Here is a 15839-nt window from a genome sequence, read left to right as displayed (position 1 = left end):
CTAATGTTTGTTAGTTGAATAGTTGGTTAGTCACTTCGAGTGTTATTGGCTTGACGGAATAGGATTTAAAAACAAAAATGAATTAAACTAAAAATGTATCGAGAAGTATTGAATATGCAACCGTTTTCAATACGATTTTTAAACCTGGATGTTTTGTTTTAAAAAGAGAAGTATTCTATGCTTAAAAAAATCACTCGAACTGACGTGAGGGCAAAAAATAACCTTTCCCCTTGTCCGCTTTTTTACCTACTTTTAAACCCAAGAATAATAAAATTAAAATGCCAAAAAGAAAAATAGTTGTAGTAATAACGGCGCGTCCTTCTTATAGTCGCGTAAAAACAGTTTTGTCGGCGATTCAAAATCATCCTGATTTGGAATTACAATTAGTGGTTGCAGCATCAGCTTTATTAGATCGCTACGGTTCTGCTGTGAATTATATTGAAAAAGATGGTTTTATTATTGCTGCAAAAGTATTTAATGTTTTAGAAGGAGAGAATTTGACGGCCGCTGCTAAAACAACTGGAATTGGAATTTTGGAACTATCTACCGTTTTTGATAATCTGAAACCAGATATTGTTGTAACAGTTGCCGATCGATTTGAAACGATGGCTACTGCCATTGCGGCTTCCTATATGAATATCCCTTTGGCTCATATTCAAGGGGGGGAAGTAACAGGTAATATTGATGAGAAAGTAAGGCATGCCATCACGAAATTAGCGGATTATCATTTTGTAGCATCTGAAAATGCTAAAGAAAGAGTTATCAAATTGGGAGAAGACCCTAATATGGTTTTCAATACAGGTTGTCCTTCTATTGATTTGGCTGATGAAGTGTTACTAAGTAAAACACTTGCTTTTGATCCGTATGAAAAATATGGAGGAGTAGGGGCAAAACCAGAATTGTCTGAAGGCTATTTAGTCGTTATGCAACATCCGGTAACTACCGAATACCAGGATTCTAGAAAACATATTGAAGCTACTCTGGAAGCGATTCATAAATTAAATAAACCCACACTTTGGTTTTGGCCTAACGTAGATGCTGGAGCGGATGGAACTTCAACAGGAATTCGTGCTTTTAGAGAGCTGCATCAGTTGCCCAACGTTCATTTTTTTAAGAATATGGAAGGTAAAGATTTTTTACAATTATTGCAACACAGCGATTGTTTAATTGGAAATTCTAGTGTAGGAATACGGGAATGCGCGTTTTTAGGTATTCCTGTTGTAAACATCGGTTCTCGTCAAAACAGGAGAGATCGAGGAGGAAATAGTATCGATGTTGATTATTGTCAGGATCGAATTGAAGATGCTATTTTGGAATCTGTAAAAAGAGGAAAATCATTCTCTTCAACTATTTATGGAGATGGAAATGCGGGTACACAAATAGCTGAATTATTAATGCAATTGCCTTTGCAGTTTCATAAAACCATTATGTACTAGGATGCGGATTTTAGGAATCATACCAGCGAGAGGCGGATCAAAAGGGGTACCAGGGAAAAATATTAAATTGTTAAATGGAAAACCATTGTTTCAATTTACTTCTGAAATTGCTTTGAAATCGAAGTATTTGACAGATCTAATTTTGTCTAGTGATGATAACCAGATAATTAGTGTTGCCGAGAGTTTGGGTGTTAAAGCGCCATTTATAAGACCTACAGCATTAGCTGAAGACCAAACACCAACAATTGATGTCATTATTCATGCTTTAGAATGGTATGAGAATCAGGGCATTTTTTTTGATGCTGTTTGTCTACTACAAGTTACCAGTCCTTTTAGAACTCTTGTATTTTTAGATAAAGCCATTGAAAAATTTATCGCAAGCGGCTGTGATTCTCTAGTTTCAGTACAAAAAGTACCTCATGAATACAATCCACATTGGACTTTTGAAGTTAACCCCGAAGGGAACTTAAAAATTGCCACTGGCGAAGAAAAAATTATCAGCAGAAGACAAGACCTCCCAGAGGCCTATCATAGAGACGGAAGTATTTATATAATGAAAACCGAAGTCTTATTGAAACAGCATTCTTTGTATGGAAGAAGTACTTCATTCATTGAATCTACTCCAGAATTGTATATAAATATTGATACGTTAGCCGATTGGGAAAAGGCCGAGTTAATGATAAAAAATAATCAAAAATAATGTGTGGAATTGCAGGAATAGTTGGTGATTTCAACAATTACCAGTTGGACGCGATGTTGTTAAGTCAGCACCATCGGGGTCCAGATGCAACTGGCACCTATATTGATGGAGGTTTTGCTTCTTTAGGGCATAATCGGCTAGCTATTATAGATTTATCTCCACAATCCAACCAACCTTTTTTGGATCCAGTTGGTCGCTATGTTCTCGTCTTTAATGGTGAAATCTATAATTATATAGAACTTAAAGCCGAGTTGAAAGGACACTATGTTTTTAAAACAGATTCAGATACCGAAGTTTTATTGGCGGCGTTTTTAATCTATGGTAAGCAATGCCTACAAAAGTTGAATGGTATGTTTTCGTTTGCAATTTGGGATATTCAAGACAAAAAGTTATTTGCTGCAAGAGATCGATTTGGGGTCAAACCTTTTTTTTATAGCAAGCAAAATAACTCCTTTTATTTTTCATCAGAAATAAAAGCGATACATGCTGCAGGGATTTCAAAAACTCCAAACGAGAAGGTTTGGGCCTCCTATTTTGCCTATGGCTCGTATGGAAATATTGACGAAACTTTTTGGGAAGGAATTGCACAATTGCCTGGGGGGCATTTTTTGGAATTTCAAAACGAGCGATTAATACTGAAAAAATGGTATTTTTTTGAAGATGAAGTAGCAAAACAATCTACGAATTTAACTTATGAGCAAGCTAAGAATCATTATTTAATGCTTTTAAAAGATAGTATTAAATTACGATTTCGATCAGACGTTCCAGTTGGTTTCAATATTAGTGGAGGTTTAGATAGTTCTGTTTTATTAGCGATGGTTAATAGTTCGGGAAATAATAATAATAAAATTAATGCCTATACTTTTTACACGGATAATTCAGAGTATGATGAGTTACCTTGGGTAGAAATGATGGTTGCCAAAACCAAAAATCCGTTAACGAAAGTGTTGTTGCAAGTGGATGAAGTTCCTGATTTTGCACAAAAGATGGAAGGGCAACAAGACGAACCTTACGGTGGAATTCCAACTTTGGCCTATGCCAAATTATTTGAGCAAGCCAGAAAAGATAATGTATTGGTACTGCTCGATGGTCAAGGTATGGACGAACAGTGGGCGGGTTATGATTATTACACTAAAGAAAATGATGCCACCATTCAAGGGGTTACGGATTCACCCTTCAAAAGGAATATGCTTTCGGATGCTTTTCTAGCAAAAGCCGTAAAGCCGATTTATGCAGAACCTTTTATGGAAGTAATTTTAAATAAGCAATACCGTGATTTGTTTTATACCAAAATCCCTCGTGCCTTGCGTTTCAATGATCGAATTTCGATGCTGTTTTCCACGGAATTGCGAGAACCTTTTTTGGATTATAGATTAGTAGAGTTTGCTTTTTCGTTACCATTGGATTTTAAAATAAAAAACGATGTAACTAAATTTATGTTACGTGAAATCGCTTCAGAATATTTAGCTGATGATTTGGTTTTTGCGCCAAAAAGGCCTTTACAAACGCCACAACGGGAATGGTTAGCAGAAAACTTGAAGAAATGGGTTAAATATTGTTTTGAAACAATTGAAAAATCAAAATATAGGTTGTGGTTTGATAAAACAGCATTGGAAAAAGAGTTGCAATTGTATTTTGAGGGTAATATTCAATCCAGTTTCCATATTTGGCAATGTATCAGTTTGTATGAGATGATACAAGCTATTAATGATTAGTATAAATCCCGATTTGTTTTTATCAATCATATTAAAAAACGATATTTGGGAATTAAAAAATAAATTAAATAGATTTAATGTTCAATAACAAAATATTTATATTACTTCCAGACGGAATTGGTTTACGCAATTTTGCCTATTCTAGTTTTTATGAAATAGGAAAAAATCAAGATTTTGATGCCGTTTTTTGGAATAATACTCCTTTTCCATTAACGGATCTGGGGTTTCAGGAAATCAAGATTGAAAATGCAAAACCAAATCCATTAACAGATATCTATAAGAATATAAAAATTCAAGCGGAACTTAATTTAAATATAAAGAAGACTAAAGACAAAGTATATAATACTTACCGTTTTCCATTTTCTTATTCAACTTTAAAAATAGCAGCAAAAAGTATTCTTATTCAGGTTCTAACTGGCTTCTATGATACAGATAAAGGGTTAGGCAAGATTCGTGAAAAAATGAATCGTTATGAACGAAAAACACTATTTTACAAGCAAAGTTTAGAAACCTTACAAAAGGAAAAGCCTAGTTTGGTTTTTTGTACAAATCAAAGACCACTAATTGCAATTGCTCCTCTTCTTGCAGCTCAAGATTTAGGGATTCCTACAGCTACTTTTATTTTTTCATGGGACAATTTACCTAAAGCTACAATGGTGGTAGAAACCGACTATTATTTTGTTTGGAGTACGTACATGAAAAAAGAATTACAATTTTATTATCCAAACATAAAATCAGAAGCTATTTTTATAACGGGTACACCTCAATTTGAAGTACATTTTGAAAAGAATAAAATACTTTCAAGAGAATTATTTTGTGAACAAAATAAGCTAGATATTAACAGAAAGTATATTTGTTTTTCAGGAGATGATAGTATAACAAGTCCTGATGATCCTCAGTATCTTGAAGATCTTGCAAATGCTATTTCTATTTTAAATGAAAAGGGTAAAAATTTGGGAATTATTTTTCGAAGATGTCCTGTGGACTTTTCAAATCGTTATGATAGTATTATAAAAGAATATTCTGATGTAATAGTATCAATTGATCCACTTTGGAAGCCATTAACATCATCTTGGAATGCAATTCTGCCAACTAGCGCTGATAATCAATTACTCTCAAATTTAGCTGAACATTGTGAAATGGTACTAAATGTGGGGTCTTCAATGGTTTTTGATTTTATATCTCATAATAAACCCTGTTGCTATTTTAGATACAATCAAAAATATCAAGTAAATAAAAAATGGGATATTTTTAAATGTTATCGGTTTGTTCATTTTCGTTCGATGCCAAATGAAGCATCTATAGTTTGGTTAAATAATGCGAATGAAATTGCATCAAAAATTGAAAAGACACTTGAAGATTCTAATGCAACAGTTAAACATGCTAAAGATTGGTTTAAAGTAATTAATCAAGATCCACCTGAAGAGGCTTCTAAACGAATTTGGGACAGTATTAAAACAATAATTTCATAAACTCACGTATAGCAGCATGTTTTTTAATTCGCTTTCTTTTGCCGTTTTCTTACCCATCGTATTTGTGTTTTATTGGTTTGTTTTCAATAAAACTAAAAGCAACCAAAACGCACTGCTTATTGTAGCGAGTTACTATTTTTATTCCTGTTGGGACTGGCGCTTTTTGTTTTTGTTGGTTTTCTCTACCTTTTTAGATTACTACACTGGTATTCAAATTGAAAAGGCTAAGACGGAAACTGCCAGGAAATTTTGGTTTTGGTTGAGTATCACTGCGAATTTGGGCTTCTTGGCTGTTTTTAAATACTATAATTTTTTCGCTGCGTCTTTTTCGGAATTGATAAACGGTTTCGGATTACAAACTAGCCCATTATTATTGAACGTAGTGCTACCAGTCGGGATTTCTTTTTACACGTTTCACGGACTTTCCTATGTCATAGACATCTATCTAAAAAGAATCAAAGCCGAATATAACTTTGTTGATTATTCCTTGTTTGTCAGTTATTTTCCTTTGTTAGTAGCTGGTCCTATTGAAAGAGCTACCCATTTATTACCACAAGTAAAGGTAAAACGAACCTTTGATTTTGAAAAAGCAAAACAAGGCGTCTATCAAATCATTTGGGGATTGTTTAAAAAAGTAGTTATTGCCGATACTTGTGCAACCTATGCCAATGCCATTTTTGATCATTATACTTCTATGAATTCCTTATCCTTATTATTGGGTGCTTTTTATTTTGCATTTCAAATTTATGGGGATTTTTCAGGCTATTCAGATATGGCATTGGGTATGTCTAAATTATTTGGATTGGATTTATTACGAAACTTTAATTATCCCTATTTCTCCAGAGATATCGCTGAGTTTTGGCGACGTTGGCATATTTCCTTGTCCTCTTGGTTTCGGGATTATGTCTATATTCCATTGGGCGGGAGCAAAGGAAATAAACTAAATCAAGTACGAAATGTGTTTGTGATTTTCTTATTAAGTGGTTTTTGGCATGGAGCCAATTGGACTTTTATAGCTTGGGGTTTTATAAATGCCTTGTATTTTCTACCCTTATTGTTGTTAAATAAAAATCGGTCTAATATAGAAACGGTAGAGCTTGGGTGGGATTTTAGTTCATTGAAAGTTTTTTTTAGTATTCTAAGTACTTTTTCTTTAAGCTGTTTGGCTTGGATATTTTTCAGGGCAAAATCCATTAGTGGTGCTTTCGATTATATTGCGCGTATTTTTTCAGATCAAAAATTCGTTGCGCAATATCTGGAAAACGAACGATACAGTTATGAATTTGTATTGTTGATTTTTATTTTTATTCTTGTTGAATGGAATTCAAGAACCAAAATCGAACCTATTTCAGGAAGATATAGTTTGTTAAAAGTGGCTTTGTGCATCACAGCAATAATTGCATTGGGAACTTATTCCGATTATAAAGAATTTATTTATTTTCAATTTTAATGAAAAAATTTTTAGGTTTCATCGTCTTGATTTTAGGGATAACATTATTCTCTTTACTACTCCTAGATATAGTTTATACACAAGTTTATTTGAAATCTTCCCATCGCGGAAAAATAGATTATGTTTACAATTCAAAAGCGCGACATTATGATGTGGTGGTTTTGGGTTCTTCCAGAGCCAACAATCATTTTGTTACCCAATTATTTGAAGAAAAAGAGCTAAAATCTTTTAATTACGGTATGAGCGGTGGACATTTGTTTGAAGCTTCTTTGTTATTAAAATTAATGATAGAGCGAAAATATGCTATCAAAAACCTAATTATAGAAACCGATTTAAATTTGTCTAACGAACACCGTTCGGATGCAGTTGCCGCAAAGTTTTTGCCTTACATTCATTATTCTAAAACAATAGAAAAGCATTTCTCGGAAGAAGAAGACTTCTGGGAATTGTATTATATTCCTTTCTATCGTTATGTGAAATTTGATGGCTCAATAGGTTTTCGAGAAATGTGCAATAATTTAAGGAATCAATCGACAAACACTTTAGAAAATGGAGGTTTTCATGCTTTAGGGAATAAAAAGGGTAATATGAAAAACGATATAAGTGCTTTGAAACCGATTCGTAATAAATATTATGAAGAAATTAAGCGGATTTGTGAGGCAAATAATATTAGGCTAATTGCCGTGATGACCCCCATGTGTACCAATGTAAAAGGATTGAATTATTTTCGGAAAGTAAATGCAATCTATCCCGAAATTCACAATTATGAAAATGTGGTACAAGGAGATCAGTATTTTTCCTCTTGTGGCCACATGAATGAAAAAGGAGCTCGATTGTTTACCACTAGAATTATAAAAGATTTTTTTTAAAAGTACGTTTATATATAGTCTGGATCATTATAAAAGGTTGCGTGCAAAATAGTGGTTGAATAAAAACAAATAAAAATGAGGACTACATTATTTTTTTAGTAAAATGGAATAAACCATTATTATAAAAGATGTGGCCCTTTAACAAAATTTAAATTTTTATAATGATTACTTTTTCAAAACTCGAAAAAAAAGGGCACTTGGGCAATCAATTATTTCAAATAGCTTCTACTATAGGTATTGCTGTTGAAAATAATCATGATTTCTGTTTTCCTAAATGGAGTTATAATTATTTTTTTAAAAATGAATTAGTAGTTGTATCAAAACAAGAATTTATTGCTTACAAAGAAGAACAGTTTCATTATGAATCTATAGCATTTGATTCTGTAAATTATGATTTAGATGGTTGGTTCCAGTCCGAAAAATATTTTGATAATGAGTTAACTAAACATTATTTTGAATTTAAAGTAGATTTTATTCAGAAATTAAAAAACGTCTATAAAGAGGCTTTTTCTAAAAAAACGATACTGTTGTCTATTCGGAGAGGTGATTTTGTTGATCACCCGGATTATTTTCAATTGCCAGTTAATTATTATATTCTAGCATTAATACATAATTTTCCAGATTGGAAAGAAAGGAATCTTATCGTACTAAGCGATGACATTGATTACTGTAAATTTCATTTTTCATTTCTAGACAATGCTTTTTTTGGTTCTCAACTTTCAGGGATAGAGCAGTTAGCATTGGGTAGTTTGTGTGATGATTTTATTATTAGCAATTCAACTTTTTCTTGGTGGTGCGCTTGGTTAGGAGAAAAACAGCACAGTACGGTTGTTCGACCACTACATTATTTCACTAAAGCAAAAAATAAAATAGACAATGATAGAGACTATTTTCCGGAAAGATGGAAAATATTCAATCATTTGAATCTAAAAATTGATTTAGGGAATACGGTGATAGCCTTAAAAAATAAAAATTTAATACTGCAAGAATATTTGTCTCATTATTTTCATTTTGCAAACGACACTCAAATGTGTGATTGGTCTGATTTTAAAGAAAATATTACCCGTAACGAGGAATCGCTTTTGCTGGTAAATGATTGTGTCATTCCTCCATTTTGTATTTATAATGCAATTCAAAAAGAAGAAAATTCAATAGGGTTTTTAAAAGGAAGGTATTTGAATATTTCAAAATATTTAGATTATGATCTTTTTAAGAAACAGTTTGATTATGGATTGTTCACTAAAATCCTGAATCAAAAAAAGAGTAACCATAAGGCAAAAGAGTTATTGTTTGCTTTCTTTCCAACCAATCCAACCGAAAAAGAGATTTCCTTTTTGAAGAATCTTCATAAAAGAAAAGTATTCGAAACGCTAGGGTATACTCTTTACTTTTCTTTTGCAGGTAAAATTAAAGGTTTTTTCGAGTGTAAATATTATCTTGCTGTCAATAAAAGAAGTCTTATAGTTTTTATAAAAACAAAGGTCAAAAATATAATCAGACCCAAAAAGAATTAAAAAAATGCACATTGGTTTCATAACATCTCATTTTCCTTTTCATGATGCTAAAAGTGTTGGGGGTATTGGTACAAGTATTAAAAATCTGGGTGACGAGTTAGTCGTTTTAGGTCATGATGTTACAGTTTTTGTCTACGGACAAGAGAAAGATGATAAGTTTATTGAAGGTGGTATCACTTTAATCAAGATTAAAAACATCAAAATAAAAGGATTATCTTGGTTTTTGACAAGAAAAAAAATTCAAAATATAATTCTTAATGAGAATAATATATCTAAAATTGATGTTATTGAAACCCCTGATTGGGAAGGAATTTCTTCTTTCATCAATTTACATTGTCCTATTGTCATTCGATTGAATGGTTCCGATACTTATTTTTGTCATTTAGATAATCGTCCAGTAAAATGGATTAATAAATTCCACGAGAAAAGAGCATTGGTAAAAGCTAATGGATATCTTTCTGTGAGCCAATATACTGCTGATGTTACTAATCAACTTTTTAAAACTAGTAAAAATTTCACGATAATTCCTAACGGAATTAACACTAATTTATTTAGTAATGATGGCACTTATAATGAAGTTAAAACCATTTTATATTTTGGTGGAATTATAAGAAAAAAAGGAGTGTTAGAAATTCCTCATTATTTTAATCAGGTCATTGAAAAGATACCTTACGCCCAATTAATTTTAATAGGACAGGATATGCCTGATAAATTAACTGGAAACACCTCTACTTTCCAAATGATGAAAGAACTCTTTTCTGAAGAGGCTGGTTTAAATGTGAAGTTCTTAGGAAGTGTTCCTTATCAGGAAATTAAAAGACATATTGAAAATGCCACCGTTTGCATTTTTCCTTCTTATGCCGAAGCATTGCCTGTGTCGTGGATCGAGGCGATGGCTATGGGTAAATCGGTTGTTACGTCTAATATAGGCTGGTCTAAAGAAGTGATTGATGATGGAATTGATGGTTTTTTGGTTCAACCTAGTCAGCATTCGGAATATGCTAATAAAATCATTCAATTACTTCAAAATGAAGGGTTGCAAAAAGAATTAGGAATAGAAGCTAGAAAAAAAATAGAGCGAAAATTTAGTATGTCAATTGTAGCTCAACAGAGTTTATTGTTTTATAAATCTTTAATAGGCAAGTTTTGATAATAGTATACCATCATAATGCGAAGATTATAGATGTTATTGCTATAAATGGTCAAAAAATTAAGTTTGATTATAAGTTGACTATTGCGGCAGGTTTGCATGTTCTAGCGCTACAATTTCCTAATAAAAAAATACTTTGGTGCAGTTCAAGTGTCAAAAAGCAACTTAATTTAGATTTAATACCAGCTTTATTTCATCATAATAAAATGATACTTTCTTATACCCCTGAAGATAAAAATTATTTAGGTAGTAAAGTTGGTTATGTAGAAGAATCCCCATTTGTAAACATCAATAAAAGAGTATCCTATCCTACATGGCAAATGAGCAGTTTGGTTGGAATTGTTCATGCATCAGTTCTTACTGCTATAAAAGACAAGATAAAATTAGATTCGGATTTTGAATATTATCTTAATTCTATCGCGAAAATTTGTATGCCATTGGGATTACTCTGTTATTCAGAGCCCAAACTTTTGAGAGAAACGATTGTTTTTAAAGAGAATAGCGCATCGGTTGATACCCTTTTCAAATTTGTAAAACAGCATTACAGAGCTAGATGGGTGTTATTGTTGTTATTGAATATATTGATTTACGAAGGGAAGTTTCCTTTTGGAGCTTTTTTAAAGGCTGTTTTTTTTAAAAACAGAAATAAAAATGGAATTAATCTTGATGCCATAACGGTTGAATCATCATTAAGAGTAGTAGATAAAAGAACAATAGATGTTATTATTCCCACAATTGGCAGAAGCAACTACCTGTATGATGTTTTGAAAGATCTAGCGCAGCAAACACATCTACCTGTAACGGTTATTATTGTTGAGCAAAATCCACTACCAGATAGTAAATCGGAATTGGATTATTTACATAATGAAGAGTGGCCTTTTGTTATAAATCATACTTTTACGCATCAACCGGGAGCGTGCAATGCAAGAAATATTGCATTAAGTAAGGTAGAAAGTGAATGGGTTTTTCTTAATGATGATGATAATAGGTTTACACCAGATTTAATAGAAAAGACTTTTGATAATATAATTAAATATGGTAGTACCGTTGTTTCTAATTCTTATTTGAAGAAAAATGAGTATAATATCAATAATTTTGTAAATCAAGCTTCCATATTTGGTTCAGGAAATAGTTTCCTTAAAAGTGAATTATTAGAAAAAGTATCTTTTAATATGGGGCTAGAATTTGGTTATGGAGAGGATAGTGATTTTGGTCTGCAATTGCGTAACATAGGGTACGATGTACTCTATTTCCCAGAACCGAGTATTCTTCATTTAAGTGCACCTATGGGCGGTTTTAGAATTAAACCAAAACTGGCTTGGGATAATGAAACAATAATGCCAAAACCTTCTCCTACAATAATGCTGTTTAGATTGATACATAATACCAAAGAACAGTTGTCCGGCTATAAAACCATTTTGTTTTTCAAGTATTATAAACATCAAGGAAATAAGAACCCTATACGGTATTATACTGTTTTTCAAAAACAATGGAATCAAAGCATATTTTGGGCTAATAAATTAAAAAATAAATAATGAAGTTTTCCCTAATTGTTTGCACTTATATGCGTCCTCAAGCTCTGATGCAATTATTGCAATCTGTTCAGTTGCAAACGGTATATCCTGATCAAATTTTAATAATTGATGGGTCGTCAAACCAAGATACTACAAATGCACTTGCCAAAAATCAATTTGTAAATATTCATTACTTTTTGGTGCCTGAAAATTGCAGGGGTTTGACCAAGCAAAGAAATTTTGGATTGGATAAAGTAGCTGATACGAGTAGTGTTATTGCGTTTTTGGATGATGATACTGAATTGACGCCAAATTATTTTGAGGAATTAATCAAAACATTTGCAGATAATCAAGAAATCTCGGGTGTTGGAGGCGTTGCGATTAACGAAAATGGTTGGAGCTTGGCAGAAACCAATAAAAAATATGATTCCACTCGTTATTTTCAATTTGAAGGATTTGTGTACAAGGAAGGGCAGCGCAATGTAATGCGTAATGTTCTGGGATTGCAATCCAATCTTGGTCCCGGGAGAATGCCCGATTATTCACATGGTAAAACCTGTGGGTTTCCTTTGAATGGAAAAACCTATGAAGTTGATTTACTAATAGGTATGTCATTTGCATTTCGTAAAAAAGTGTTTGATTCAATACGATTCTCCACTTATTTTGAGGGATATGGTTTGTATGAAGATGCTGATTTCAGTATCAGGGCTCTGCAATTTGGAAAAAACGCAATCAACACCAAAGTGCAGTTAAGGCATTATCACCATCCATCGGGAAGGCCAAACCAATATAAATACGGAAAAATGGTGGTGCGTAATGGCTGGTATGTGTGGCGAACAAAGAATCCGAAACCGACTCTAAATGCAAAATGGAAGTGGCATTCTATAACCTTAGTCCTCATAGTGATTCGATATATTAATAGCTTGAGTACAAAAAATAAAAAGGAAGCTTTCACAGAAGCAGTGGGCAGAACAGTAGGTTGGTGGAGTTTGTGGTTGGCTAAGCCAAAATAAATAAAATAGGGATAGCGTAATAGTCTAAACATAGTGCACTCAATTAAGTTTTTAGTATTTAAATTTTTAATAGAAATGTTAACTATGGCGAGGGTAAATGGATTATTATTGATACTTTTAGTGCTTTTAGTGACTGTTAAATAGTAATAATAATGAATGAGACAAATCCTGTTATTTCATTTGTAAGCCCAGTTTATAAGGCAGAAATGATTCTTGAGAAATTGGTTGAAGAAATCCAAAAAGTGATGACGGATATTAACACATCCTTTGAAATTATTTTAGTGGACGACAGAAGCCCAGATAAAAGCTGGGATGTAATGAAAGCGATATCCCATAAATTCCCGGAGGTGAAGAGTGTCAGATTAAGCCGGAATTTTGGGCAACATCCTGCAATTATGGCTGGTTTAACAATGGCAAAAGGAGAATGGATTGTAGTACTAGATTGTGATTTACAGGATCAACCTAAAGAAGTGCTAAAACTATATAAAAAAGCTCAAGAAGGGTTTGATGTTGTTTTGGCAAAAAGAAAAAATAGACAGGATAGTTTTTTTAAAAAAATGACTTCGTTACTCTTTTCAAAAATTTATAGTTTTTTTACGGATACAAAATATGATAATGAAGTGGCTAATTTTGGAATTTATCATTCTAAAGTAATTGCTTCTATTTTACAAATTGCGGATTCCATTAAATTTTTCCCCTTATTTGTTAAATTTGTGGGGTATAACTCCACTTCTATTATTGTTGAACATGCATTAAGAGAAGAAGGAAATTCGAGTTATAATTTTTCAAAATTAATAAGTTTGGCTTTTAATTCAATTATTTCATTTTCTAATAAACCTTTAAAATTGTTTGTTAGGTTTGGATTGATTATTTCTTTGATTTCATTTCTATTTGGGCTGTACAATATTTACTTAACGGTAACAAATCAAATAGAAGTTTTGGGGTATAGCTCAATTATTGTTTCCATTTGGTTTTTATCAGGGATTATAATTACTACTATTGGTGTAACTGGGATTTATGTTGGTAAAATTTTTGATCAAACAAAGAATAGGCCAACATTTATCATTGATGAAAAATTATAATGATTAAGAATTTAGAATGGGACTCTTCTTTTTTTAATAGAAGTATCGGTTTATTGGACTTAAATAGTGGCTCTCCTAATTTTGAAGATTTGAATGATTGGGATTTGATTTATATAATCAGTGATGAAGACTTCAATTTGGAGATCAATAAATTTATTAATACTTATTCAGAGACTAAAGTTGTTTTTTCAAAAATGATAATGGATAGTAAGAATATAATTGATGAAAATATTAGTGTCGCTAAAAAAAACGACAATAAAGAGCAAATTTATAGACTAGCATTAGAAAGTGGCAAATTTAGCCGCTTTAATTTAGATACAAATTTCAAGAAGGCAGAATTCAAAAAGCTATACCACAAATGGGTCGATAATTCTTTTAATGAAGGGTTTGCGGATGCGGTTTTAGTTTACAAATTTGAAAATGAGATTGTAGGTTTTGTCACTTATAAGCTTTTAGATGATATAGCAACCATTGGCTTAATTGCGATTAGTCCTCTATATCAAGGTAAGGGAATAGGAAGAAAACTGATAAATGCTGTCGAGATAGAATTGGTTAATCGTCGGATTAGAGAATTAAGAATTCCAACTCAATTTCAAAATAAAATAGCCTGTGAATTCTATACGAAATTAGGTTGTAAAATAATAGAAAAAAAGATAATTAGTCATTATTGGAGAATATGATACGTTTGAAGAACTCTTAAATTTTAAAAAATAGAATTTTAAAAAGAATGATATTTATTCTGATATCAAATTTCAAGTAGGTTTATATAATGTTATGATAGAAATAAAGAAATTTTTTTTTTTTAATGGTTTAAATGAGTTGAGGGCAATTGCTGCATTGTCAGTTGTTTTTCATCATGTTGAGCTTCATAATAGCTTACTTTCAATTTATAGAAAGTATGATTTTATGTCTTATTTTATTGGTAATTTAGGTAAAAATGGAGTCTTTTTGTTTTTTGTTTTAAGCGGTTTTTTGATTACTTATTTATTATTGAAAGAAAAAGAAATAAATGGGACTGTTGTGTTAAAAAAATTCTTCTTACGAAGGATATATAGAATTTGGCCCTTGTATTATCTAATTTTTACAATATCGGTTATTGCAATACCTTTATTGGCTCTAAATTTTGAAATATTCAAAGAAGATACTTTGTCTTATATTGAAATTATAAAAGCTCATAATTATGGATTTAAAGGAATAGTTTTTTATTTGTTTCTAATGCCAAATGTGGCTTTATACTCTGGATACTTCATTACAGGATGTACACAAGCTTGGTCAGTGGGTGTTGAAGAACAATTTTATATAATTTGGCCATTATTTATTTTATTCTTTAACAATAAAAGAATCATAGGTTTCTTTTTTAGTGTTTTATTTTTAGTTCCTTTTTTTATTTTTTTATCCAAAAATGATTACATTCTTTATCCATTTTCGGTAATGATAAAATCCATTCCGTTTCATTTTATGGCGATAGGTGCTATTGGAGGCTACTTTTTCTTTTATAAAAAAAATATAATCGAAAGATATACAAAATCAAAAACTGCCTATTTTTTTGTAGTTTGTCTTGTCTTAACACTTCTTTTTCAGCAATTTTTCATTGATGTCATTCAAGAAATCAGTATAAGTTTTCTATTTTTAATCTTAATTTTATTTTCCATTAACGATAAAAATCCGTGGATATTTAGAAATCGATATTTTTCTTATTTAGGTAAGATTTCATTTGGAATATATATGTACCACACTTTTGTAATGTTTCTCGTTTTTCCATTTGTAAATAAATATTATCTCAACTATGAGAAAGGTTTTCTTTATTGCTTATTGTTGTATCCATTAATTTTTATAATAACAATATTATTTAGTTCTTTGTCTTACAAATATTTTGAATCAAAATTTATTAAGATTAAAGATTCTAAATTTAAGACACTTTGAT

Annotated in this window: 13 protein-coding genes; all 13 read left to right on the top strand. The window is 31.5% G+C overall.

Annotation, left to right across the window (positions count from 1 at the left end):
• Positions 1 to 278 precede the first annotated feature (278 nt).
• Positions 279 to 1436, top strand: a complete 1158-nt coding sequence (neuC, locus tag AB3G39_RS15470; RefSeq protein WP_369769516.1) for a UDP-N-acetylglucosamine 2-epimerase — start codon at positions 279 to 281, stop codon at positions 1434 to 1436.
• A 1-nt stretch (position 1437) separates the two neighbouring features.
• Complete coding sequence (locus AB3G39_RS15465; RefSeq protein WP_369769515.1) at positions 1438 to 2136, top strand: cytidylyltransferase domain-containing protein; 699 nt, start codon at positions 1438 to 1440, stop codon at positions 2134 to 2136.
• On the top strand, positions 2136 to 3851 hold the full coding sequence (gene asnB / locus AB3G39_RS15460) for an asparagine synthase (glutamine-hydrolyzing) (protein ID WP_369769514.1): 1716 nt from the start codon (positions 2136 to 2138) through the stop codon (positions 3849 to 3851). Before AB3G39_RS15465 ends, asnB begins: the two co-directional genes overlap by 1 nt.
• 77 nt (positions 3852 to 3928) lie before the next feature.
• Positions 3929 to 5323, top strand: coding sequence for a UDP-glycosyltransferase (locus AB3G39_RS15455; RefSeq protein WP_369769513.1), 1395 nt, complete (start codon positions 3929 to 3931; stop codon positions 5321 to 5323).
• Between the two features lie 16 nt (positions 5324 to 5339).
• Positions 5340 to 6773: an MBOAT family protein gene (locus AB3G39_RS15450; RefSeq protein ID WP_369769512.1), complete on the top strand. Its 1434-nt coding sequence runs from the start codon at positions 5340 to 5342 to the stop codon at positions 6771 to 6773.
• Positions 6773 to 7642 carry a hypothetical protein gene (locus AB3G39_RS15445; protein WP_369769510.1) on the top strand — a complete coding sequence of 290 codons (870 nt, stop codon included), beginning with the start codon at positions 6773 to 6775 and terminating at the stop codon, positions 7640 to 7642. Before AB3G39_RS15450 ends, AB3G39_RS15445 begins: the two co-directional genes overlap by 1 nt.
• Before the next feature lie 161 nt (positions 7643 to 7803).
• Entirely contained in the window at positions 7804 to 9156 is a 1353-nt protein-coding gene (locus AB3G39_RS15440; RefSeq protein WP_369769509.1) for an alpha-1,2-fucosyltransferase, read from the top strand.
• 4 nt (positions 9157 to 9160) lie between these two features.
• The gene (locus AB3G39_RS15435; protein ID WP_369769507.1) at positions 9161 to 10306 is read left to right on the top strand and encodes a glycosyltransferase family 4 protein; all 1146 of its coding nucleotides are present in this window, start codon (positions 9161 to 9163) and stop codon (positions 10304 to 10306) included.
• Complete coding sequence (locus AB3G39_RS15430; protein WP_369769506.1) at positions 10303 to 11841, top strand: glycosyltransferase family 2 protein; 1539 nt, start codon at positions 10303 to 10305, stop codon at positions 11839 to 11841. The genes AB3G39_RS15435 and AB3G39_RS15430 overlap by 4 nt, the downstream gene beginning before the upstream one ends.
• Positions 11841 to 12833: a glycosyltransferase family 2 protein gene (locus AB3G39_RS15425; protein ID WP_369769504.1), complete on the top strand. Its 993-nt coding sequence runs from the start codon at positions 11841 to 11843 to the stop codon at positions 12831 to 12833. The genes AB3G39_RS15430 and AB3G39_RS15425 overlap by 1 nt, the downstream gene beginning before the upstream one ends.
• Before the next feature lie 152 nt (positions 12834 to 12985).
• Complete coding sequence (locus tag AB3G39_RS15420) at positions 12986 to 13915, top strand: glycosyltransferase family 2 protein (protein WP_369769503.1); 930 nt, start codon at positions 12986 to 12988, stop codon at positions 13913 to 13915.
• Positions 13915 to 14595 (top strand): GNAT family N-acetyltransferase, encoded by a 681-nt coding sequence (locus AB3G39_RS15415; protein WP_369769502.1) that lies wholly within the window; start codon positions 13915 to 13917, stop codon positions 14593 to 14595. Before AB3G39_RS15420 ends, AB3G39_RS15415 begins: the two co-directional genes overlap by 1 nt.
• A gap of 94 nt (positions 14596 to 14689) precedes the next feature.
• Positions 14690 to 15838, top strand: a complete 1149-nt coding sequence (locus AB3G39_RS15410; RefSeq protein ID WP_369769500.1) for an acyltransferase family protein — start codon at positions 14690 to 14692, stop codon at positions 15836 to 15838.
• The last annotated feature ends 1 nt before the right edge of the window (position 15839 follow it).

It is taken from the genome of Flavobacterium sp. WC2416 (genome assembly GCF_041200095.1).
Taxonomy (GTDB): domain Bacteria; phylum Bacteroidota; class Bacteroidia; order Flavobacteriales; family Flavobacteriaceae; genus Flavobacterium.
Note: the sequence above shows the minus strand (reverse complement) of the source record. Positions and strands in the feature narration are given on the sequence as shown.